The sequence below is a fragment of the Streptococcus sp. IsoGale022 genome (assembly GCF_031142805.1).
Lineage (GTDB): Bacteria > Bacillota > Bacilli > Lactobacillales > Streptococcaceae > Streptococcus > Streptococcus sanguinis_A.
The window spans coordinates 17,463-40,509 of sequence record NZ_JAKZJI010000023.1 but is presented as its reverse complement, the minus strand read 5'-3'; the positions used below and the strand labels follow the sequence as shown (position 1 = coordinate 40,509).

Annotated in this window: 17 protein-coding genes; 1 reads left to right on the top strand and 16 read right to left on the bottom strand. The window is 43.1% G+C overall.

Annotated elements, in window-relative coordinates; all coding sequences use genetic code 11:
• Positions 1–181: 181 nt before the first annotated feature.
• From RG608_RS10700 to RG608_RS10670, 7 genes are all read right to left on the bottom strand, one after another.
• Positions 182–1,108, bottom strand: a complete 927-nt coding sequence (locus RG608_RS10700) for an ATP-binding cassette domain-containing protein (protein ID WP_125434312.1) — start codon at positions 1,106–1,108, stop codon at positions 182–184.
• A gap of 10 nt (positions 1,109–1,118) precedes the next feature.
• Positions 1,119–2,186, bottom strand: coding sequence for an ABC transporter ATP-binding protein (locus tag RG608_RS10695; RefSeq protein ID WP_268686821.1), 1,068 nt, complete (start codon positions 2,184–2,186; stop codon positions 1,119–1,121).
• A gap of 8 nt (positions 2,187–2,194) precedes the next feature.
• Positions 2,195–3,121 carry an oligopeptide ABC transporter permease OppC gene (gene oppC / locus RG608_RS10690; RefSeq protein ID WP_125445637.1) on the bottom strand — a complete coding sequence of 309 codons (927 nt, stop codon included), beginning with the start codon at positions 3,119–3,121 and terminating at the stop codon, positions 2,195–2,197.
• Positions 3,121–4,617 (bottom strand): ABC transporter permease, encoded by a 1,497-nt coding sequence (locus RG608_RS10685; RefSeq protein ID WP_268686822.1) that lies wholly within the window; start codon positions 4,615–4,617, stop codon positions 3,121–3,123. Before RG608_RS10685 ends, oppC begins: the two co-directional genes overlap by 1 nt.
• A 64-nt stretch (positions 4,618–4,681) precedes the next feature.
• The gene (locus tag RG608_RS10680) at positions 4,682–6,658 is read right to left on the bottom strand and encodes a peptide ABC transporter substrate-binding protein (protein ID WP_308946954.1); all 1,977 of its coding nucleotides are present in this window, start codon (positions 6,656–6,658) and stop codon (positions 4,682–4,684) included.
• Positions 6,659–6,890: 232 nt separating this feature from the next.
• Complete coding sequence (locus RG608_RS10675; RefSeq protein ID WP_268686824.1) at positions 6,891–8,861, bottom strand: peptide ABC transporter substrate-binding protein; 1,971 nt, start codon at positions 8,859–8,861, stop codon at positions 6,891–6,893.
• Positions 8,862–9,052: 191 nt separating this feature from the next.
• Entirely contained in the window at positions 9,053–11,008 is a 1,956-nt protein-coding gene (locus RG608_RS10670) for a peptide ABC transporter substrate-binding protein (RefSeq protein WP_268686825.1), read from the bottom strand.
• Between the two features lie 293 nt (positions 11,009–11,301).
• On the opposite strand from RG608_RS10670, the gene pbp3 reads away from it, so the two are divergent.
• Positions 11,302–12,570: a D-alanyl-D-alanine carboxypeptidase PBP3 gene (gene pbp3 / locus RG608_RS10665; protein ID WP_268686826.1), complete on the top strand. Its 1,269-nt coding sequence runs from the start codon at positions 11,302–11,304 to the stop codon at positions 12,568–12,570.
• 123 nt (positions 12,571–12,693) lie between these two features.
• Here the strand turns inward: pbp3 and sufB are convergent, their stop codons facing one another.
• The 9 genes from sufB to RG608_RS10620 all read right to left on the bottom strand — a co-directional run bounded on the left by sufB (position 12,694) and on the right by RG608_RS10620 (position 22,944).
• Complete coding sequence (gene sufB, locus RG608_RS10660) at positions 12,694–14,106, bottom strand: Fe-S cluster assembly protein SufB (RefSeq protein ID WP_002893631.1); 1,413 nt, start codon at positions 14,104–14,106, stop codon at positions 12,694–12,696.
• 17 nt (positions 14,107–14,123) lie between these two features.
• Positions 14,124–14,561 (bottom strand): Fe-S cluster assembly sulfur transfer protein SufU, encoded by a 438-nt coding sequence (gene sufU, locus RG608_RS10655; protein WP_268686827.1) that lies wholly within the window; start codon positions 14,559–14,561, stop codon positions 14,124–14,126.
• On the bottom strand, positions 14,548–15,780 hold the full coding sequence (locus RG608_RS10650; RefSeq protein ID WP_308946953.1) for a cysteine desulfurase: 1,233 nt from the start codon (positions 15,778–15,780) through the stop codon (positions 14,548–14,550). Before RG608_RS10650 ends, sufU begins: the two co-directional genes overlap by 14 nt.
• A gap of 40 nt (positions 15,781–15,820) precedes the next feature.
• Complete coding sequence (gene sufD, locus RG608_RS10645; RefSeq protein WP_268686829.1) at positions 15,821–17,083, bottom strand: Fe-S cluster assembly protein SufD; 1,263 nt, start codon at positions 17,081–17,083, stop codon at positions 15,821–15,823.
• Positions 17,084–17,124: 41 nt separating this feature from the next.
• Positions 17,125–17,895 carry a Fe-S cluster assembly ATPase SufC gene (gene sufC, locus RG608_RS10640; RefSeq protein WP_011837463.1) on the bottom strand — a complete coding sequence of 257 codons (771 nt, stop codon included), beginning with the start codon at positions 17,893–17,895 and terminating at the stop codon, positions 17,125–17,127.
• Positions 17,896–17,984: 89 nt separating this feature from the next.
• On the bottom strand, positions 17,985–19,151 hold the full coding sequence (locus tag RG608_RS10635; protein WP_002911768.1) for a glycosyltransferase family 4 protein: 1,167 nt from the start codon (positions 19,149–19,151) through the stop codon (positions 17,985–17,987).
• The gene (mecA, locus tag RG608_RS10630) at positions 19,142–19,894 is read right to left on the bottom strand and encodes an adaptor protein MecA (RefSeq protein ID WP_268686830.1); all 753 of its coding nucleotides are present in this window, start codon (positions 19,892–19,894) and stop codon (positions 19,142–19,144) included. The genes RG608_RS10635 and mecA overlap by 10 nt, the downstream gene beginning before the upstream one ends.
• 173 nt (positions 19,895–20,067) lie before the next feature.
• The gene (locus tag RG608_RS10625; protein ID WP_268686831.1) at positions 20,068–20,910 is read right to left on the bottom strand and encodes an undecaprenyl-diphosphate phosphatase; all 843 of its coding nucleotides are present in this window, start codon (positions 20,908–20,910) and stop codon (positions 20,068–20,070) included.
• A gap of 138 nt (positions 20,911–21,048) precedes the next feature.
• The gene (locus tag RG608_RS10620) at positions 21,049–22,944 is read right to left on the bottom strand and encodes a DUF2207 domain-containing protein (RefSeq protein ID WP_268686832.1); all 1,896 of its coding nucleotides are present in this window, start codon (positions 22,942–22,944) and stop codon (positions 21,049–21,051) included.
• Positions 22,945–23,047: the final 103 nt, after the last annotated feature.

Below are 23,047 nucleotides of genomic sequence, written 5' to 3'. Positions count from 1 at the left end.
CGACAACTATATTAGTATATCACCTATACCCGCCTCCTGTCAATACCTTTTTTGACCTTTTTTTAAAAAATTATTGTTTTTAAGTTAGTGGATGATATTACATACCTTTTTGGCTGGTCGATTAATCTACATTCTATATCTTTTTTAAATGCGCAAAAAATGCCCTTTCGGACATTTTTTTCTATTCTTGTTCTTGTTTATACTTTTCAAGCTCAGCTTTATTAGCCCAGACGTAGTGTCCTGGACGAATCTCTGCCATTTCTGGTTTATCAACAGAATAATCGTGCTGTTCAGGATCATAAACCTTCAACACTTTTTTACGCTCTAAGATTGGATCTGGGATGGGAACCGCCGAGAGCAAGGATTGTGTGTAGGGATGGACCGGATGGTTGAACAACTCCTCTGTCTCAGCAACCTCTACAATAACACCCTTATAAATAACAGCGATACGATCAGAAATAAAACGGACCACCGAAAGATCATGGGCAATAAAGAGATATGTCAAACCTAATTCTTTTTGGAATTTTTTCAAAAGATTCAGAACCTGAGCTCGAACAGACACGTCCAAGGCAGAGATAGGCTCATCTGCAATTACGAAATCTGGTTGCATGACCAAAGCGCGAGCAATCCCAATCCGCTGACGCTGTCCACCAGAGAATTCATGAGGATAGCGAGTTAAATGCTCAGCCAACAAGCCAACTTCATTGATGATATCTTTCACTTTTCTTTGACGGTCTTCTTCACTGTCAAACAAATGGTAATTATAGAGCCCCTCAGAAAGGATGTAATCAACAGTTGCACGCTCATTCAGACTGGCAGCTGGGTCTTGGAAAATCATCTGAATCTTACGAATCAAGTCCGCTTCTTCTGCTTTAGACTTTTTCCCATTAATCTTTTTGCCTTCGTAGAAGATATCACCTGCACTGGTATCATTAAGGCCGATAATAGCTCGACCAATAGTAGTCTTACCAGAACCTGATTCTCCTACAAGAGAGAAAGTTTCCCCCTTATTGATGAAGAAATTTGCATTTTTTACTGCTACAAATTTCTTACTTCCTTCGCCGAAGGAAATTTCTAAATCTTTAATTTCAACTAATTTTTCAGTCATTTCCTTCCTCCTAAGCTTCTAATTGATTGAAGCCCATTTTTGAACGAATTTTTTCATGTAAGTTTTCGATAATCTCTGGCTTATGAACCTTAGGCGCATCTTCATGGAGCAACCAAGTCTTAGCCCAATGTGTATCAGATACATTGAAAGCCGGCGCTGCTTCTTCAAAGTCAATTGACATGGCATAGTCAGAGCGCAAAGCAAAGGCATCCCCTTTGATTGGTGAATAAAGAGACGGAGGCGTTCCAGGAATCGAGTAGAGGGCTCCATTCGCATCTGCCAACTGAGGCAAGCTGGATAGCAAGCTCCATGTGTAAGGATGTTTTGGCTCGTAGAAAATTTCTTCAACTGTACCGTATTCGATAATCTCACCAGCATACATGACCGCAACCTTATCTGCAATACTAGCTACAACTCCAAGGTCATGCGTAATAAAGATGGTTGTGAAATGATACTCTTGCTGCAAGGATTTGAGCAAGTCAATAATCTGTGCTTGAATGGTTACGTCAAGGGCCGTTGTCGGCTCATCACAGATAAGGATATCCGGACGGCAAGCCAAGGCAATTGCAATAACAATCCGCTGACGCATACCACCTGAGTATTGGAAAGGATATTCCTCGAAACGCTTTTCCGCATCTGGAATCCCGACCTTGCTCATGTAATCAATAGCCATTTTTTTAGCTTCTTTAGCTGACTTCCCTTGGTGCTTGATAATGACTTCTGTGATTTGACTTCCAATAGTATTAATCGGATCCAAGCTCGTCATCGGATCTTGGAAGATAGTCGCAATTTTTGCACCGCGAATTGGTTCCCAATCCTTGTTGGTGCGAAGAGTCGTCAAATCTTTGCCACGGTAGTCAATGGTTCCTTGAGCTACACGGCCGTTTTCTTCTAACATACCCGTAAAGGTCTTGGTCAATACAGACTTTCCTGAGCCTGATTCACCAACAATAGCCAGTACTTCGCCCTCAATCAAGTCCAATGAGACACCGCGAATGGCGGTTAAGACACGATCGCGAACATCGAATTCCACGACAATATCGCGAGCAGTCAATATTACATTTTCATTCTTTGTCATATTTACTCCTATCTATGTGTACGTGGATCGCTGGCGTCGGCTAAGTTTTGACCAACTACGAAGAAAGTGAGGGATACCAAAATCAAGGTTGTGAGCGGAATCCAAAAGAGGTAGGCATTGGTCGTCACGTTTTGAGAATAATCTGAAATCAAGCGTCCCAAACTTGGCACTGTTACAGGAAGACCTAATCCAAAGAAGGACAGAAAGGCTTCGTAAGAGATAAAGCTTGGCAGCATCTGTGAAGTGGTAGTCACGATAACAGATACCAACTGCGGCATAATGTTCTTCGTAACAATCTTGAGAGTCGGTGTACCAAGAGTACGAGAGGCAAGGTTGTATTCCAAATCCCGATAGCGCATAATCTGCACACGGATAGTGTAGGCAATACCGACCCAACCAGTAATCGTCATGGCAAAAATCAGATTCCAGAAGCCAGCACCGATAGAGTAAGTCAAGACGATGACAATCAAGAGGGCTGGGATATTTGAAATGATATTGTAGACTTCCATCATGACGCGGTCAACTGTTTTGGAAATTCCCCAGATACCGCCGATAATCACTCCGATAGCCAGATTAATAACTGTCGCAATAATCGAAATAAGAATGGAGTTACGAGCACCAAACCAAACACCATCAAAGAGAGACTTACCATTACTATCTGTTCCAAACCAGTACTGAGCACTTGGCTTGATATAACGCATGCTAAAGTCGTTTACCTTACTCACGTCATTAAAGTCGAAGTCTGAAAACATAGGATAAATGAAGCTCATGAGAATAATGGCAATCAAAATTCCCAGCATGGTAATGGTGGATTTCTTTTTCAAAAATTGACGCATGACTGATTTCCAGTAAGAGTAGGCTGGAGCATCAATCGTTTCAGAGGCAAAATCGTCACGTTTGACAAATTGGAATTTGCTTTTATCAATTGTAGCCATTATTTACCTCCTTTTGATGTTAACTTGATACGTGGGTCCAGTACAGTCATCAGAATATCACCCAGCAAGAGGGCAAAGATAGACAGACATGTGAAGATGAATACAAGACCAACAACCATAGAGTTATTGGATGCCTTAACGGAATCAATCAGCATCTTACCCATACCAGGGAAAGCAAAGACTGTTTCTGTCAAGGTTGCACCGGCAATAACTCCGACGATTGAAGCTGGGATACTAGATACCAGTGGCACCATAGCATTTTTAAAGATGTGCTTATTAGAAATTTCTTTTTCTGAGAGACCCTTAGCACGCGCAAAGCGGACAAAGTCCTGAGACTGAAGGTCAATCATATACCGGCGAATCCAAACAGCTGTCCAAGGAGCACTCAAAAGCCCTAGAATAACAGCTGGCAGGACATAAGAACGCCAATCTCCCGCTCCCAAGATTGGGAAGGAATCTGGCAGACCAACGGCAGACCCCGCCAAACGGACAATGTAGACCAAGGCGATGGTTGGCAGTGACATCATAAAGGTCAAACCTGCTGTGGAAATGCTATCAAACCATGTATTCTTGAGTCGAGCCATGTAGGAACCAAGCGGTATAGCAATCAAATAAGACAGGGCCACACCAATCAAACCAATAATGGCTGAGCTGGTAATCATGGAAGGATTTTGATAGTTGCTTTGAGTCGCTGTATAGGCATCTCCCTTACCAAACTTAGCAATGTCCTGTGAATCGGCTTTACTTGGCGTCTTATAGGTACGAGAGTAAATGTTAACAGACGATGTCTTTTTGCCTGTTGGAAATTGAACTTCGGAAGACTTAGTCTGTCCTTGTCCTTGCGTAATAACCTGCAGAACAGGGATATTAGCATAGGTCGGATAAGAATTACCTAAATTAAAGGTAATAAAGTTCTGATGAACAAATGGGAACTGACCATTAAAGTACAGCAGATACTTATGCTTAGTACCAGAACCCACAAGAGACCAGCCAACAGAAGGATCATTTTCAAACCGGATATAACGCTCTAGGTTTGGATTTTCCTCATCTTGAATAACATTTGGATGATCAATTTGAATCAAATTAGCATAGAACTCAAAGACACGCTCATAAACAGGCACTTCACGTACAGCATAGAATTCTCCGCTCAGTGGGAATTTCTGCAATTTCCAGCCATTGCCAAGTTTATCAATATAATTCTGATAAATCTTCTTGTTTGCTTCTGTAGCTTCTGTTGTAACAGAGGGATCTTCCTTGCTGGCTTTCTCCTGTAGTTCCTTAGTATCATAATAGTCAATGTAACCCATCCGCTCAAAGATGGTGTTTTCATAGTTAGCTTTTTTATCTTTATTGGTCGCTATTTTATTATAGTTAGGATCCTGCTTGAAAATCAACCTTCTTGGCACCATGGTATAGATAATGGCATAAGTCAGGGTCGTCACCAAGAAAATCGACACAATTGAGCGTAAAATACGCATAAAAATATATTTTTTCATTTATCGTTTCCTTTAAATTCCAAAAGAACTTTCTCCTCTATTAGAGAAAGTTCTCTTAGCAAGCTTATTTCACGTGGTCTGCTAATTCTTCTTGAGCTTTTTTATTAGATTCCACACGTTCTTTATTCCATTTTTCCTGAGCGCTATTATAATCTTTTGTCGTTACGGTCTCATCCTGCAACTTCATGTACTTATAACTTGCTGCTTCACGCGCCTTAGCACCAGACCAAGCAAACGGTGCTGAGAATGGTACTACCTTAGTCAAGGTTGGACGGCCAGTTCTAGAAGTTACCGGAATCAACAAAGCACTATCAGTTAGCCAAGCCTGAGCTGCCGCATATTTTTCGTAGCGCTTGTTGAGATCCATCTTCTCTGCTCCAGCTTCTTCAACTAGTTTGGTATATTCATCCAAACCAACTTGTTTTGCTGCAGCATTATCGGTGCCGTCAAATCCTAAGAAGGTCTTTGTATTCTCACCACCAGGTTTGATAACATCCAGATAGGTAGATGGGTCTTGATAGTCAGGAGACCAGCCGACATTGTCTGAAATATCCCAGTCCTCTTCAGCAGCAGAAGGAGCAAACAAGGTAATGTTGGTCACTTCATCTTTAGACAATTGGTGAACATCAATCACAACATTATCTGTTCCCAAAGTCTTTTCAATAGATTGCTTGAGGGATTGAACGCGCTGTACTTTAGAAGTAGCTGTTTGATCAACCGGAATGTCCAGATGGATTGGGAATTCTACGCCATCGGCTTTCAAAGCTTCTTTTGCTTTTTCAAATTCAGCCTTGGCTTTGTTCTCGTTATAGAAGCCATCTTGGCCATCTGAGAAGTCCACATCTTTCCATTCGTCGCCATAGGTTACGACTTTTTCCTTAACTAAGTCACCAAAGGACTTGTCACCAGCTTGCACAAATGTAGGTGGGACGTAAAGATTGCGAAGAAGTTTGTCTGCTCCGTCTTTACCATTAATCTGAGATGCATAAGACTCACGATTGAAGGCAAAGGTCAAAGCCTGACGGAAGTCCTTGTTAAGCAAGGCTTTCTTAGTTGAAGTCTTTTGAGCTTCTGACGTCTTAGCAGTATGGTTGTAAGACTGACGATCAATGTTTGTACCTACCAAGAAAGTTGAGGCATCCTGAGGAGTATAGACGATATTATCTTTAAAGTCTTTTTCAACCTTTTCATAAGTCGCACTAGTTGGGAAGAGTCTCGCTGTTGTCAAAGCCCCTTGACTGAACTGATCAGCTAGTTTCCCTTGATCTTGTCCATCATAGAAAGAGAGCTTGACTGTATCTACGTGAACATTTTCTTTGTCCCAATAATTAGGATTCTTTTCAAATTGAATTTCAGATTTTGAAGTCAATGATTTGAGCAAGAAAGGTCCGTTGTAAAGCAAGCTTGTAGGATCAGTTGCTTGAGCGAACTTATCGCCTTGGTTTTTCAAAAAGTCTTTGTTTACTGGATAGAGAATCCCCATTGTAGTCTTAGAGTTCCAGAAACTTTCTGGCTCATTAAGAGTATACTCAACGGTATGATCATCAACTGCTTTGATCCCTACTTCTGAGAAATCAATCTTCCCAGAAATATAGTCCTTAAGCCCTTTAACAGAATCCTGAACCAAGTACAGTGTTTCAGATTTATTGTCTGACGCATACTTAAGACCTGTAACAAAGTCTTCTGCTGTCACATCTGCGTACTCTTCACCTTCGGAAGTATACCACTTAGCATCTTTGCGAAGCTTATAAGTATAAGTCTTCCCATCTTGAGATACAATCCAGTCTTCTGCCATTGAAGGAACTAAGTTTCCATATTGGTCATTTTCTAATAAACCATCAATGACATTGGCTGTCAAGTCTGTTGTCGCAGCCTTACTTGAAGTAAGATAGTTCAAGTTTTCAGGGTCTGTTTCGTAGATATAATTAAAGGTCGTAGAGCTGCCTGAGTTTGTGTTTGACTTGGAGCCTGAGCAAGCTGTAAGAATTCCAGCCGCAAGAAGTGTTACTCCTGCAAGTGCAAGGACTTTGCTTTGTTTCATATGGGTTTCTCCATCTTTTAGATTTTTAGATTTAATTAAGATTATAGCATAGATAGTACTAAAAGTAAAATAAATTTTCAGAATATTAAGTTAGCTCACTAGCAGCCTAAGATGTTTATGCAATTGCTTTTCTCGGATGTTTATTATCTAGGACTAGACAACCTCAACCTGACCCATTTCGACTCTAAAATCATCAAAAATCCCACTGTTGCTACAATGGGATTTTCTTGCTTTATTTGATATGTTCTGCGAGTTCTTCTTGAGCTTTTTTGTTGGATTCTTCCTTTTCCTTTGCCCATTTTTCACGTGCTTTTTCATATTCTTTAGTCGTTATTGGTTTATCTTGGATTTCAACATATTTAAAGCTGTATTCACCCTTGTTTCCAGTCCAAGCAAATGGACCTGAGAATGGAACAACCTTACGGACACTTGGTGTTGCACCAGATGACCATGCCGGCATCAACAGGGCACTGTCTGTCAGCCAAGCCTGAGCTGCAGCATACTTTTCGTAACGTTTGTTAATATCCTCGTTTTCTGAAGCTGCATCTTCTAAAAGCTTGTCATACTCTTCAAAGCCGGCCTCTTTAGCTGCTGCATTATCTGTTCCAGGGTCAAAACCAAAGTAGCTGTCAACATTCTCACCAGTCTTAGAGCCAGTGATTTCCAGATAAGAAGATGGATCGTTATAATCTGGGCTCCAGCCGAGATTATTATTCAAGTCCCAGTCTTCTTGAGATGCAGAGTTCGCAAAGTAGGTGATGTTATTCAACTCATCATCTGTCATCTGCTGAATGTCAATCACCACATTGTCAGAGCCAAGATTAGCTTCAATAGACTGCTTCAGTGACTGAACACCCTTAACACCATTGGTATCTGCTGAGCTAACCGGAATATCCAGATGAATAGGGAATTCTACTCCTTCTGCCTGCAGCGCTTCCTTAGCTTTGGCAAATTCTGCCTTGGCTTTTTCTGGATTATAAAGACCATCCTGAGCGTCGTCTAATTTGACTCCCTTCCACTCATCACCGTAGCTAGCCAGATTTTCTTCTACAATGCTGCCGAACTCTTTACCATTAGCTTGTACAAAGGTTGGCGGAACAAAGGTATTACGAAGTTGTTTGTCTGCTGCTTCTTCGCCATTGGTTTGTGCAGAATAGGCAGTACGGTCAAAGGCAAAAAGCAGAGCCTGACGAAAATCTTTATTGAGCAGTGCTTTCTTAGTGGAAGATTTCTGTGCATCCGTTGTCTTAGAAGTATGCTCGTAAGCCTGACGGTCAATATTAGTTGTGACAAAGAAGGTTCCTGAACCTTGAGGTGTGTAGACGATGTTATCGCCGTACTGTTTCTTCACGCTGGCAAAGTTGGAACTATTTGGGAAAAGACGAGCAATGGTGTAATTGCCGTCAGAGAAGCCACGCACCAGAGATTCTGTATCTTGACCATCATAGTAAGAGAATTTGACAGTGTCAATTTTTACCTTTTCCTTATCCCAATAGTTTGGATTTTTCTCTAAGTTAATTTGAGATTTTGAAGTGATAGATTTCAAGATAAACGGACCGTTATAGAGGACACTGGTCGGATCCGTTCCCTGAGCAAACTTGTCGCCTTTTGATTTCAGAAATTCTTCGTTAATTGGGAAAAGAATCCCCATGGTTGTCTTAGAATTCCAGAAACTTTCTGGCTGATTGAGAGTGTATTGAACAGTAGAATCATCCACTGCCTTGACACCCACTTGAGAGAAATCAGTTTTTTTACCATTGACATAGTCGTCCAAGCCTTTAATGGATTTTTGAACGATATAGAGACCATCAGACTTGCTGTCTGCGGCATGCTTCAGACTGGTCACAAAGTCCTTAGCAGTCACATCTGCATACTCTTCACCATCTGAAGTATACCATTTCACTCCCTCACGAAGCTTATAAGTATAGGTTAGACCATCTTTTGAAACGGTCCAATCTTCCGCTAGAGAGGGCACTAAGTTACCATACTTATCGCTTTCCAGCAAACCATCCACTACATTAGCCATAATCTCATTGGTTGCCCGCTTATTGGACACAGTGTAATCCAGCGTATCTGGATCTGCGGTATAAACATAGCTATAGTTTTTCCCAGATGAATTGGAGCCGCCAAACGAACAGGCCGCCAAAACACCTGCAGAGAGAATGACAAGCCCAGCAGCTGCAGCTAACTTAGATGTTTTCATAAACTTCCTCCAGTTTTCATTAAGATTACTTTCATTATAGCACTTCTGCGACAGGATGTAAACGCTTCAATGTAATAGAGAGTCATATTAAAAAGAGACTGGGACAAAATGTCTCAGTCTCGCTTTATCGTATTTACAAACTTTTGATTCCAAACTGTTTGTAAAGAGTCAAAAGTTCGCGGTTCAGAACCTTATTTGATGTGTTTTTCTAGCTCTTCTTGAGCTTTTTTATTGGATGCTTCCTTTTCTTTTTCCCATTTCTTAAGAGCAGCTTCGTAGTCTTTGGTTGTCACAATATCATTTTGGAGTTCCATGTTCTTAAAGACATAGACATCTCCTTTGATTCCGACATAAGAGTAAGACTTGGTAAATGGCACGACCTTCTGAACAACTGGTGAACCACCCGCAGAAACACTAGGAATAACAATGGAGCTATCCGTCAGCCAAGCTTGAGCTGCTGCGTATTTGGTATAACGAGCGTCGGTATCTTGTTTTTCCTTATCTGCCTCATCCAATAACTCTTTGTATTCGTTCAAGCCGACTTTATTGACGATATCTTGATTTTTCCCTTTTTCTAAGCCTATATTATCCAGAATATCACCAGTTTCTGGGTTGAAAATATTCAGATAAGTTGATGGGTCTTGATAATCTGCTGACCAGCCAGACATGTTGAGATCGTAGTCTTTCTGAGCTGCTGTTTCTGCAAAGTAGGCAGAGTTATCATAATCATCTGTGGACATTTGCTGAACATCAATAACGACATTATCCTGCCCGAGCGCTGCTTCAACAGACTGTTTGAAAGAGTTGGTCCGCTGTACTAAGACTTTGTCAGTCTGATCCACAGGAACATCAATATGGATAGGGAATTCAACACCTTCTGCTTGCAAGGCTTCCTTAGCCTTAGCAAACTCTGCCTTGGCCTTGTCAGCATTGTAGATGCTGTCTTGGGCATCTGTCAGCTTAACACCGCTCCACTCATCGCCGTATGTGGGGAGTTTGCTCTCTACAACATCTGAAAAGTCTTTGCCATCAACCTGCACGAAGCTAGGAGGAACTAGCAAGCTACGGATGAGTTTAGTCGCTCCATCTTTACCATTCATCTGAGCTCCAAAAGATGTCCTGTCAAAGGCAAAGTTAATCGCCTGACGGAAGTCTTTATTTTGAATAGCCGCTGTAGTCGATGTCTTTTGAGCATCTGTGGTCTTAGACGAATGATTATAAGCCTTACGATTCAGATTGAAGCTAAAGAAATAGCTAGTCGAGTTCTGTGGTGTGTAGATAATATTGTCTTTGTATTGCTTTTCAACAGAAGCGTAGTTAGAACTTGTCGGATAAAGCCGTGCTTGAGAATAGGCTCCGTCTGAGAAGTTGCGAATCAAAGATTCCTGATCTGAACCATCAAAATAAGTCAGTTTTATATTTTCGACCTTGACATTGTCCTTATCCCAGTAGTTCTGATTTTTAGCGTATTCAATGACAGACTTAGAAGTGAAAGCCTTCAGAATATAAGGACCATTATAAAGAATAGAGGAAGGTTTTACAGTACCAAAATCTTTTCCTTTTGATTCCAAAAATTCTTTGTTAATCGGAAAGAGAATCCCCATAGTCGTCTTGGAATTCCAATAACTTTCTGGCTGGTTAAGAGTGTACTCGACCGTATAGTCATCGACAGCCTTGACGCCAACAGTCGAAAAGTCATTTGACTCACCCTTGACATAGGCATCCAAGCCTTTGATAGAGCTTTGGACGATTGGAAGGGCTTCTGATTTTTCATCTGCTGCGTGTTTCAAACCAGTGACAAAGTCCTGGGCTTTGACACTTTCATATTCCTCTCCATCTGAAGTGTACCATTTAGCATCTTTACGAAGCTTATAGGTATAGGTCAGACCATCCTTTGAAACAGTCCAGTCTTCCGCAATAGATGGAACCAGATTACCATACTTGTCATTTTCCAAAAGACCATCGACCAGATTTGAAGCCACATCAGAAGTCGTTGCCCGATTAGAGTTTACATAGTCCAAAGTATCAGGGTCACTCAAATAGACATAAGAATAGGTATTGCTTGCACTAGAGCTTCCACAAGCAGCTAAAATCAGTGTTGATAAGACTGTCAGTCCAGTAATAGCCAACCATTTAGATTTTTTCATGAGCATTCTCCTTCGCAATTTATATTGTATTATTATACAATATTTTTTTATAAAAACAAACGCTTTATGTAAAAAAATAATAATTTTCTATTTTTCAGTTCGTTTAACTGTATTATTTCAAATATTTTTCTATTTTGTGAGATTTTTTCGAAAGATATTTTTATAAAAAATCTCTTAAAGGAGATTGTTCTACTTTTCTTTACATTTATCTTATAATATTTTATTATCCTTGATTTGTAAAAGAAAAGAGAATTTTATGATACAATGGTTATATCTTGTTTTAGGGGAAAGAAATGAAACGATTATTCCTATGTTTACTAGTTTTGGTCGGAATGACCGCCAGCAAAGTTGCAGCAGATGATTACAACATTGCCGCTAAAAGTGCAATGGCCGTGGATGCTACTTCCGGAAAGATTCTCTACGAAAAAGATGCTAATACTCCAATTGAAGTCGGCTCTATCACCAATCTTTTGACCGTCTATCTGGTCTACGAAGCCATTGACAGAGGAGATCTGACTGCCGATACCTATGTTGATATTTCAGACTACGCCTACAATCTGACAGCTAATCCAAATATCAGTAATGTCCCTTTGGAAGCCAGACGTTACAAAGTCAAGGACTTGATTGCCGCCTCCTTGATGTCCAGCGCCAACAGTGCTACGATTGCCTTGGCTGAGAAGGTTGGGGGCAGCGAAGAAAATTTCGTCCAAATGATGAAAGCCAAGCTCAAAGAATGGGGAATCAAAGATGCAACTATTGTGAACTCCACAGGGCTAAATACTCTTCTTCTAGAATACGCATCTGAAGAAACTGACTACACTGCCTCAGCTAGCACAGCTAAAAAAAATAAGGATACTGAAAATAAATTCAGCGCCTACGACTTGGCTGTTATCAGCCGGCATCTGATTATGGTCTTCCCTCAAGTCACAGACATCACGTCCAAGTCTACAGCCAAAATTGCAGGGACGAGTCTGGAAAATTATAACTTCATGCTGGAAAACCAGTCCAACTTCCGCTCAGGTGTAGACGGACTTAAAGCCGGCTCTTCTGATAAGGGAGGCTCTTCCTTTGTTGCAACGACTACTGAAAATGGCATCCGCATGATTACTGTTGTGCTGGACGTTGAGCAAACTGACAGAGACCCTTACGCACGGTTTGTAGCCACAGCGTCTTTGATGAACTATGTTTCGCAAAACTTCACCCAGACGACCATTGTGGCCGAGGGTGAAGCCTACAATAAAAGCCATTCAACCGTTATTGACGGAAAACAAAAAACCGTGCCAGCCGTTGCTAGTAAGGACTTCACTATCATTGAACGCATCGCCAATCAGGCGGAACACAAAGTGGAATTTTCCACCAACGAAAAAGGCTTCCAAGCTCCGCTGAAAAAAAATACTGAACTCGGTACCTTGACCTATACCGACCCTGAACCAATCGGCCAAGGCTATCTGGAAAACAAAGCACCCTCTGTCACAATGGTGGCAGGTCAAGAGGTGGAAAAAAGTATTTTCTTCAAGGTCTGGTGGAATGACTTTGTCCGCTATGTCAACGAGAAACTATAAAGAAAAGCCGCGAATTAAATGATTCGCGGTTGTTTTGTATGGTTTGTAAATGTTGGACTAGAACTAGCAAACTTCTTTGAATATTAACTCCCAGTGCGGTTCTTCAAGCAGTGATTTAAAGTTTTACCCAACTGATCCTTCCATTTCATAGCTAATAAGGCGGTTAAGCTCAACAGCGTATTCCATAGGCAGTTCTTTGGTGAATGGCTCGACAAAGCCCATGACAATCATTTCGGTTGCTTCGGATTCGGACAAGCCACGGCTCATGAGATAGTAGAGCTGCTCTTCTGAAATCTTAGAAACCTTGGCCTCATGCTCCAGAGCCACTTGAGAGTTATGAATTTCATTAAAAGGAATGGTATCTGACGCCGAAATATCATCCATGATAATCGTATCACACTCAATATGGCTGACAGATTTCTGTGAATTCTTTCCAAAGGTCACTTGACCGCGGTAATCCACCTTACCTCCGCCCTTAGCAATGGACTTAGACACGATAGATGAGCTGGTATGCGGAGCATTGTGAATCATCTTAGCTCCTGTATCTTGGTGCTGATTGGTATTGGCAAAGGCAATAGAAAGCATAGTTCCACGCGCTCCAGGTCCGTCCAGATAGACAGACGGATACTTCATAGTTGTTTTTGCACCAAGGTTCCCATCAATCCACTCAACCGTCGCATCTTTCATAGCCCTCGCCCGCTTGGTCACGAGGTTGTAGACATTATCGGACCAGTTTTGAATAGTGGTGTAGCGCATATAGGCCCCATCGAGGGCAAAAATTTCAACAATCGCAGCATGTAGACTATTACTAGAATACGTTGGAGCTGTACATCCCTCAACATAATGGACGCTAGCGCCCTCATCGACAATAATCAAAGTCCGCTCAAACTGACCCGAATTTTCATTGTTAATCCGGAAATAAGTCTGCAAAGGAACATCTACCTTAACGCCTTTTGGCACATAGATAAAGGTACCACCAGACCAGACGGCGGAGTTGAGAGCTGCTAGCTTGTTATCTGTTGGAGGGACCAGCTTAGCAAAATACTGTTTGAAGAGCTCTGGGTATTCCTTAAGGGCTGAGTCGGTATCCGTAAAGACGATCCCAAGCTTTTGGAACTCTTCCTTCATATTGTGATAAACCACTTCAGACTCATACTGGGCCGCCGCACCAGCCAGGTAGGCCCGCTCCGCTTCTGGAATCCCAATTTTCTCAAAAGTTTCCTTAATCTTCTCAGGCACTTCATCCCAGCTTCTAGCAGGCTTATCAGAGGCCTTTTGGTAATAAATCAAGTCATCAAAATTAATTTCCGACAAATCCGGCCCCCAAGTCTGCATCGGCATCTTCTTGAAAGCTTCGTAGGATTTGAGGCGGAAATCCAGCATCCACTCTGGTTCATCCTTGGCTGCAGAAAGCTCACGAATGACCGCTTCATTCAGCCCTTTCCCTGTCGAGAGGACAGGTTCAACATCGTCATGGAAACCAAACTTGTACTCACCGAGATCAATCGGTTTTGGTTCTACTCTTTCTTCTGACATAATTTCCTTTCACATTCTTACTTTTTATCTTCTTCAATTGCTCGCTTGAGGGCATTCCAACCCAAGGTCGCACACTTAATTCGCTGCGGGAATTTGGCAACGCCTGCTAAAAAGGCTCCATCTCCCAATTCTTTCTGGCGACTGTCTTCCTGGCCCTGAACCATCTGCGAGAAGACCTCTGCTAATTCCAGCGCCTGCTCTTTTGTCTTGCCCAGAACCGCATCCGTCATCATGCTGGCCGAAGCCGTTGAGATGGTACAGCCAGAATTTACAAAGGCAATATCCTCAATCTTATCTTCCGCATTAAACTTCACAGACAGGCTGATGACATCACCACAGGTCGGATTATTGAGAACTACTTGCTCTGCATCTTCCAGCTTACCATGATGATGGGGGTGAGCCGAGTGGTCCGTCACAACCGCCTTGTAAAGACTGTCTAACTTAGAAAGCACCATTGAAAAACTCCTTTGTCTTTTCTAAAGCATCTACCAGCTTGTCACAATCTGCATAGGTATTGTAGATATAAAAGCTAGCCCGCACAGTCGCTGACACCTGTAGATAGGTGAGCAAAGGCTGGGCACAATGGTGACCCGCCCGAACAGCTACTCCTTCGTAGTCTAGAGCCGTCGCGACATCATGCGGATGGAGACCATCCAGGTTAAAGGCAATCACACCTGATCGCTGGGCCAAATCCTGAGAGCCATAAATGGTCAAACCTTCCACTGCCTGCAGCTTAGGAAATACGTAGGCAATCAGGTCCTGCTCATGCTGAGCAATGGCATCCATGCCCAAGTCTTCCAAATAATCAATGGCCGCCGCAAGACCGATTGCTCCTGCCATATTCGGAGTTCCAGCCTCAAACTTCCAAGGAAGCTCCTTCCATGTCGCTTCCTGCTCATAGACAAAATCAATCATTTCGCCGCCAAACTCGACCGGTGACATCTTCTCTAGCAGTTCTTCCTTGCCATAGAGTACCCCGATACCAGTTGGACCTGCCATCTTATGTCCCGAAAAGGCGAAAAAGTCCACATCCAAATCCTGCACATCAATCTTCATGTGTGGAATGGATTGAGCCCCATCCACCACCAAAAGCGCTCCTTGCTGATGAACCAGCTGGGCAATCTCCTTGATGGGATTGATGACACCGAGGACATTAGAAGCATGAGCCAGAGAGACCAACTTGGTCCGCTCATTGAGCTTGGCACGGAAATCCTCCATATCCAGAGCACCATCCTTGAGATAGACATAGACTAACTTGGCTCCGGTCTTCCTACAAGCTGCCTGCCAGGGAATGACATTGGAATGGTGCTCCATGATAGAAATCATCACTTCATCACCAGGCTGCAGCCTTTCAGCTGCAAACTGAGCCACCCAATTGAGACTCGTCGTGGTTCCTCGTGTAAATAGGACTTCTCTGCTAGAGGATGCATTGATAAAAGAACGCACTCTTTCCCTGGCTGCTTCATAAGCTGCCGTCGCCCGTTCGGCTAGCGTATGCACACCGCGGTGGACGTTGGCATTGTCTCTAAGATAATAGTCTTCGATAGCTGCCAGCACCTGCTTGGGTTTCTGGGTTGTCGCCGCATTATCCAAATAAACCAAAGGCTCATCATTGACAATTTGGTCCAAAATGGGAAAATCTTGCTTGATTGCTTCTGCATTAAATCCAGACATGAAGACTCCTATCTACTTACACGGGACAAGGCCCAGCTTTTTATCTTTTTGCGAGAATAATATCGATATTTTCAATCATTTCATCACGGACTTCCTTAACAGGGATTTCCACAATCACTGAGCCCAAGAAGCCGCGCACGACCAAGCGTTCAGCCGTCGCCTTATCAAGGCCCCGACTCATGAGGTAATACATATCCTCTGGATCTACCTGACCGATAGAAGCTGCGTGACCAGCTGTCACATCGTTTTCATCAATCAAGAGGATTGGATTAGCATCTGAGCGCGCTTGATCAGACAGCATAAGAACCCGACTTTCCTGCTGGGCGTCTGCTCCCTTAGCCCCTTTGATAATATGACCGATACCATTGAAGGTCAGGGTTCCTTTTTCTAGGATGACCCCGTGCTGCAGGATATTTCCGATAGAGTTGCAGCCATAGTTAGTTACGCGGGTGTCAATCCCTTGAACCTGCTTACCGCTTGAGAGAGCTACCACCTTCATATCCGCATGGCTACCCTTGCCATAGAGGTCGCTGTCAAAGTCAGCCACGACATTGCCTTCGTTCATAACGCCGATAGCCCAGTCAATCATGGCATCATTGTCCAGCTTACCGCGACGGCTGATATAAGCCGTTACATTTTCGCCCAAGCGGTCAATAGCAGAAAACTTAATCTGAGCACCAGCCTGAGCAATGACTTCAACAGTGATATTGGCTGTTACTGGAACAGAGCCCTCGCCGTAAGTTTCTAAGCGTTCCAAGTAGTTAACCTTGGAATGCTTGCCTGCGATAATCAAAATATGCTTGTTAAAAGGAACATCGCTTTCGCCGTCCTGATAAAAAATTCCTTCAATCGGCTGGTCAATCTCAACATTGTCCGGTACATAAAGAACCGCACCGCTGTTGAAATAGGCCGTGTGGTAAGCTGCCAATTTGTCCTCATCATACTTGATCGCGGACATAAAATGCTTCTCTACCAGCTCTGGAATCTCTTCCAAAGCAGAGTGGAAATCTGTGAAGATTACACCTTGCGCCGCCAAGTCAGCCGGCAATTGCTCCAGAACAGTATTAGTTCCCACTTGGACAAGCTTGAGATTGTCATCTAGGGCTGTAAAGTCTGGAACACTTGTCAGCGGCTCACTCTCTGAAATACGGCCGTCACCCAGATTCCAGCGATGAAATTTAACCCGCTCAATACGCGGCAATTCTAACTGGTCAATCTTATCAAAGGCCTGCTGGCGCAGTTGAAAGAGCCAGTCTGGCTCTGCATGTAGCTGTGAAAATTCTTGAATTAATTCTTTAGTCATGTCATTCTCCTATCTTTTATCAAAGTCAAAAGAATGTTTGACTAGGCTTCTTCGGTATAGGTGAAGCCCAACTCTTCAGCCAATTTAGCATAGCCTTCTTTCTCCAAGCGGACTGCCAATTCTGGACCGCCAGAAAGAACGACTTTACCATCCATCATAACATGAACCACATCTGGAGTGATATAGTTGAGTAGGCGTTGGTAGTGGGTGATAATCATAGCACCAAAGCCTTCACCGCGCATAGCATTAACCCCTTTGGACACAACCTTAAGAGCATCGATATCCAGACCTGAGTCAATCTCATCCAAGAGTGCAAAAGTCGGCTCAAGCATGAGCAACTGCAGGATTTCATTGCGCTTCTTTTCACCACCGGAGAAACCTTCATTAAGGTAACGCTCAGCCATTTCTTCTTTCATGTTGAGCAGTTCCATCTTTTCATCCAGCTTCATGATAAAGTCGCGGACAGAGATTTTTTCCTCTTCTTCCTTGCCAGCATTCATAGCTGCACGTAGAAACTCTGCATTAGTAATACCAGGAATTTCACTAGGGTACTGCATAGCCAGGAAGAGTCCCATGCGAGCACGCTCATCCACTTCCAACTCCAAGATATTGACTCCATCAAAAAGCACCTCTCCTTGAGTCACTTCGTAGTTAGGATTGCCCATGATGGCTGCAGACAAGGTGGACTTCCCTGTTCCATTTGGGCCCATAATAGCTGCAACCTCTCCTGTTTTCAGAGTGAGATTCACCCCTTTGAGAATTTTTTTCCCTTCGATTTCAACATGAAGATCTTTGATTTCTAAGACAGACATTTCTTTTTCCTTTCTTTGCTTAGCTGATTTACACACTTTAGTATACCAAAAAAAAGCCCAAAAGGCTTTTATTTTGTTTAGAGCTATTCTTATTTATTCCTCTTTTGGCGCCATTTCCGTCGAACTTCCTCTCGATAAGAGGAGTTGCCAATAAAGCGGAGAATATTGAGCAAAGGAGTACGATTGGGTCCCAAAACTCCGACGAGTTCAGCAAAGAGCTCAACACCCAGAAGTAAGCCAATCATCAAGAGCACGCCACCAATTCGACTGGAAACATTCAACAAGAGAGAAATCATGGCAAAGACCAGCGAAATTCCGTAGATAACCAGCACTGTTCCTCGGTGAGTCAATCCCAGAGACAAGAGCCTATGGTGGAGATGGTGCTTGTCAGGCGTGTAGAATTTCTGACCAGACAGAGTACGGCGGATAATCGCCAGAAAAGTATCTGTAATCGGTACCCCTAAGATAATCATAGGAGTCACCACTGCAACAGCCGTCGCATTTTTCAGCCCTTGCAAGGACAGAACAGCAATCATAAAGCCGATGAAAAGAGCCCCCGTATCACCAAGATAGATGATAGCTGGGTGGTAATTGTAAGGGAAAAAACCTGCAATTGACAAGACCAAGACGAAAATAGTCAAGGTCAAAAAGAGATTATGCTGGGGCAAAAAGAAGTAAGAAACAATCCCCATCGTCACCAAGGAGATGATAGACACCCCACTCACCAGACCATCCAAACCGTCAATCAAATTAACCGCATTAGTGATAGAAATAATCCACACCACTGTCAAAATATAGGACAGCCAAGGCTCAAAATGCAGGAAAGGTCCGCCAAAAGGAATCTTAAAATCATCCAATCGGAAATCTGTCAGCCACCAGATTAGGCTGGCTGCTAGAACAATTCCACCCATTTTCAGCATGGGCGACAGCTCTTTGATATCATCGACCAGCCCTGTAAAGGCAATAATCAAACCACCTAGTACAACCGGCCAAACATAATCAAAATAGGTCTGTCCAAAAAAATCTACAGCAACAATCTGCGGCATCAAGAGCAGAGTAGAAATAGAAAAGGCCGCTACAATCGCCAGCCCGCCACTGCTAGGCATGGGCTTTTTATTGATGCGGCGAGCATTGGGATAATCTACCGCACCAATCTTAAAGGCTAAGAGCCGAACCAAGGGTGTCAGAATCACCCCGATAAAAAAAGTTCCCAGCAATACCAAGATAAACTTTAATGGAAAAGTAATCATAGGCATTCAACCTTCTGCAGGCCGGAGACAGCATCTGTCACCAAAAGCAGATGACCGTGCTCCTGCAACACTGCCCGAGTGATATCTGAATCATCTGCAAACTCACGCATTTTGGCCAAGAGCCAAGCTGGATAGCGCTCTGGGAAGCCTTCAACATCTACCAAAATCGTCAAATAATAAACTGAATCATACTTATAAAGCTCTGATAAGTCAATCTTATAGTCCACCGTCTGGGCAAAAGCCGCAGCAGCCTTAATATCTTCAAATCGCAGGATGTAGTAAATGTAACGCTCTGCATTTTCTGCTGACTGCTCATCAGCCACCTCCTGAGAAAGCTGCTCCCTTTCCTCTGCTTCTGCTGTTTCCAAAGATTGGACTGCTTCTATGTCTTCCTTACTCTTTTCAAAAATGCTCTTTTCCAATGTCTTGAGGAATTCATCTGGAGACATATGAGACAGCTCATCCATGTCTGGCAGATCTGCCAAATCCTCAAAACTCAGATTCTTATCCAATTTAGACTTGGTAACAAACACATCCACCTTATCCGGCTTAGGCGTCACACGAAAACTCAGCATACCGCTGTCCAAAAAATTATCCGGCATTTCCAACTCATCTAAGATGGTGTAGAAAAATTCTTCCGTCTTTTCTTGGGGGACTAAGAAATCGGCCATTTCCATGCCACGCTCTTCCAAATCTTCCAGCTGAATCGTGATTTTTATGGTCGAATCACTAATCTGTTTCATTTCCATATCTCTACCTCATACACTTCTAGTCCTACTATTATACTAAAAAATCCCCCGTATTTCAAAAAATAGCTAGTATTGGTCTGAAAACAGCAATTACCAAAAAAGCTCTCAGAAAATTCCGAGAGCTTATTATTTCACTACATGAGATAGTCAGGGAAACATTAAACTTGCCTCTTTTATCCCATCAAGGCTTTGATTGCAGCATAAACCAGAAGCACACCGCCCAGGCCAATCCGATATTTCCCAAAAGTGGTAAAGTCATGCTTTTTGACATAGTCTGTCAGGAAACGAATCACGACTAGACTGACACCGAAGGCAACCCCCATGGCAACTAAGAGCAAGAAAATTTGCCCAAATCCCAGACTGTTCCCATTCTTGATAAACTTGAGAATTTTCCAGCCACTAGCGCCAAACATAATGGGAATCCCCAGATAGAAAGTGAACTCTGTCACGACAGAGCGACTGACACCATTCAAGAGACCACCGACAATGGTGGCGCCAGAACGGCTAGTCCCAGGAAAGAGAGCTAAAACCTGAAAGAGACCAATCTGCAAGGCAGTCTTGTAAGGCAAATAGGCTAAATCCGTCACAGCAGGCTCCTCATGCTCGCGCCTTTCCAGATAGATAAAAGCTGCGCCATAGACAATCAGCATCACTGACACAGAGACTAGATTGTAGAAGTGCGCTTCAAACCAATCATCCAAAAATAAGCCGATAACAGCAGCCGGCAAGGCTGCCACGACTACCTTGGCCCAAAGCTGCCAGGTCTTTTGAACCTGACGTGCTGACTTGCCTGATTTAAAAGGATTGAGCTTGTCAAAATAGATGACGACAACCGCCAAAATTGCTCCCAGCTGGATAACGACATTAAACATTTCCATAAAGGCTGGACTTTGATTTTTATACTGGATAAAGTCTTGAATCAAAATCAGGTGACCTGTACTGGAAATCGGCAGCCATTCTGTGATTCCTTCGATGATACCGTAAATAATAGAGATAAAAATTTCAATGATAAACATAGATACTCCTGAAACAAGGGTTTACTCAAGGAAAGTCATATATAAATTCCCAAAGAGTATTAGGTCTTATTATATCACAATTTCAAGGCTAGGAAAAGCCAGTACTAAGACTTTTCCGGATAGGCGAGGGCTTGACTATTAGAAAGCTCCACCGCCTCCGCCACCTCCGCCGCCGGAGAACCCACCACCTGAACTTCCGCCAGATGAGACAGAGAAATTGCTGGCTGTGGTGGCTACATGACCGTAGTTTGAGAAACTGTGCATACTGCTATAGAAGGCATAGTGCAGATTAGCCTGAACATAGCTGTCCATTGATGGATTTTCCAAGTGAATCTGGCGCAGAGCCATGACACGGCTGACACGATCTGCATAGCCAAAGAGGGTTGCATAGACCAAGAGACGGTTCCAGAGGATAATGCCTTCAATTTCCGTCTTGTCCAGATGGGCAATATCTCGTAGCATATTTGAAAAACTTCTCCACAGATAGTAATCATGCGCGCCTTCATCATTCAGGACGCCATCTCGCCAATAAAGCTGCGCCTTACTAGCAAAAATGCAAATCATAACAAGTCCCACCAGTGCTAAAGGAATATATATCCAGATAAGACTTTCAAAAGCTGCCATATAGACAAACCAAACTCCAAGAGAGAACAACAAAACAGCACTAGCTAGAACAATGGCAGTAATCAGCAATCTCTTTTCCTGAACTTTAAGAGGCCGGTAGTGACCAAAGAGACCTAAACGCTTGCCTTCAGATCGCACTTCTTTAGATAAGGAGCGCAAACTGTTAGTAAACAAGGACTTAATATTGCTACCGATGTTACGGATATAGGACTCATCCGCAGAAGACTTGTGCTTATAAATTTCTTCTGAAATTTGATAGGCTGAAAAGAGATCTTTCACCCTAGCCTGGGATTGCTTGTTGAAAGCCATGCCCAGAAAACGTCTCTCAAAGTCTGCCAGCCCATCATAAGTCGCTATTTGCAGAACAGGATTTTCAGCATCTCCCTGCAGGAGGAGATTGCCCCTATCCAGCAAGTCTAAGAGGGTCGCTTGGACCATGTTTTCAAAGCTGAGCACAGCCTTGCCGCCCCTAGTTGGGTTGACATCTTCCATGTCTACCGCGTAAATATTTTCCGCCAAGACAAGAGGAGCCAAGTCCTGCGGAGCCTCATATAGACGGGCATTCTTGGGATAAGACTGCTTAGGCTTGATTTTCTGGGCAAAGACAAAATAAAGGATAGCCGCTACAAGGATGACACATAAGAGCAGCAAGGGCATATAAATCTCTCCTAGCTGCCGATAAAAGACCGTCTTTCGAGCAATTTTTTCTTCTTGAGCTTTAAAGGTTGGCAAGTAGTCGCTCTCGTCTTCATTCTGGGACACAAGAGAAACCGCTTGTCGATCCCAATAGCCGTGGAGCTCGACATTATCGCCCGAGCCAATTCCATTGATTTTGACCAGATAGTCAGTGCCATCCTTATCCACGAAAGGCTGGGTACCAAAGTAGCCACTATGAGCAAAGAGTTCGCTCTTATCTGGATTGCTCAAGCCAGAAACCGTCAAAACGACCTCTCCTATCCCTTGGTCCCAGTCGCTGATAGGAGTCCAGTTGAGCTCAGCAATATCCTTGTGAAGAAAAAGGAGATTTCTCAACTGCCAGGTCACAGTAACAACAACTCTGTCACCGTCGTTTCCTGAATTATAGATTTTGACTTCATAGCCATCTCCCAAGTCTTTGATTTCTGGCCTAAAGTCCAGATCAGTTTCACCGTTTGTCAGAATCGAGACCGTCGGATTTCCATCAATAGCAAAGCCAGTGGGCATCTTTCCAGCCGAGCCCAGCGAAACAATCTGACCATTATAGTCATCATTAAACTTGTAGGTCACTTTCTCTGTGTAGGTAGCTGTATTGTCCTCACGCAAGGCCAGATCGCCTTGATAGGATTCAATATCATAGTCAACAGCTGAGACAACCCGACCAAAACAAAGACAGGAAAATAAAACCAACAGAAGATAAAAATATCGCTTCATATTCAACCTCTCTTTACAGATACTTTGCTCTATTATATCATTTTTATCAAGTAAGGGCTTACTAGGATTGAAAAGAACCGCAATTTTCGATAGAATAGGAAGA

Bases quoted from the DNA above. Each gene is read 5' to 3' on its own strand.
- RG608_RS10700 (WP_125434312.1), bottom strand. From the start codon at position 1,108: ATGACTGAAAAATTAGTTGAAATTAAAGATTTAGAAATTTCCTTCGGC.
- RG608_RS10695 (WP_268686821.1), bottom strand. From the start codon at position 2,186: ATGACAAAGAATGAAAATGTAATATTGACTGCTCGCGATATTGTCGTG.
- oppC (WP_125445637.1), bottom strand. From the start codon at position 3,121: ATGGCTACAATTGATAAAAGCAAATTCCAATTTGTCAAACGTGACGAT.
- RG608_RS10685 (WP_268686822.1), bottom strand. From the start codon at position 4,617: ATGAAAAAATATATTTTTATGCGTATTTTACGCTCAATTGTGTCGATT.
- RG608_RS10680 (WP_308946954.1), bottom strand. From the start codon at position 6,658: ATGAAACAAAGCAAAGTCCTTGCACTTGCAGGAGTAACACTTCTTGCG.
- RG608_RS10675 (WP_268686824.1), bottom strand. From the start codon at position 8,861: ATGAAAACATCTAAGTTAGCTGCAGCTGCTGGGCTTGTCATTCTCTCT.
- RG608_RS10670 (WP_268686825.1), bottom strand. From the start codon at position 11,008: ATGAAAAAATCTAAATGGTTGGCTATTACTGGACTGACAGTCTTATCA.
- pbp3 (WP_268686826.1), top strand. From the start codon at position 11,302: ATGAAACGATTATTCCTATGTTTACTAGTTTTGGTCGGAATGACCGCC.
- sufB (WP_002893631.1), bottom strand. From the start codon at position 14,106: ATGTCAGAAGAAAGAGTAGAACCAAAACCGATTGATCTCGGTGAGTAC.
- sufU (WP_268686827.1), bottom strand. From the start codon at position 14,561: ATGGTGCTTTCTAAGTTAGACAGTCTTTACAAGGCGGTTGTGACGGAC.
- RG608_RS10650 (WP_308946953.1), bottom strand. From the start codon at position 15,780: ATGTCTGGATTTAATGCAGAAGCAATCAAGCAAGATTTTCCCATTTTG.
- sufD (WP_268686829.1), bottom strand. From the start codon at position 17,083: ATGACTAAAGAATTAATTCAAGAATTTTCACAGCTACATGCAGAGCCA.
- sufC (WP_011837463.1), bottom strand. From the start codon at position 17,895: ATGTCTGTCTTAGAAATCAAAGATCTTCATGTTGAAATCGAAGGGAAA.
- RG608_RS10635 (WP_002911768.1), bottom strand. From the start codon at position 19,151: ATGCCTATGATTACTTTTCCATTAAAGTTTATCTTGGTATTGCTGGGA.
- mecA (WP_268686830.1), bottom strand. From the start codon at position 19,894: ATGGAAATGAAACAGATTAGTGATTCGACCATAAAAATCACGATTCAG.
- RG608_RS10625 (WP_268686831.1), bottom strand. From the start codon at position 20,910: ATGTTTATCATTGAAATTTTTATCTCTATTATTTACGGTATCATCGAA.
- RG608_RS10620 (WP_268686832.1), bottom strand. From the start codon at position 22,944: ATGAAGCGATATTTTTATCTTCTGTTGGTTTTATTTTCCTGTCTTTGT.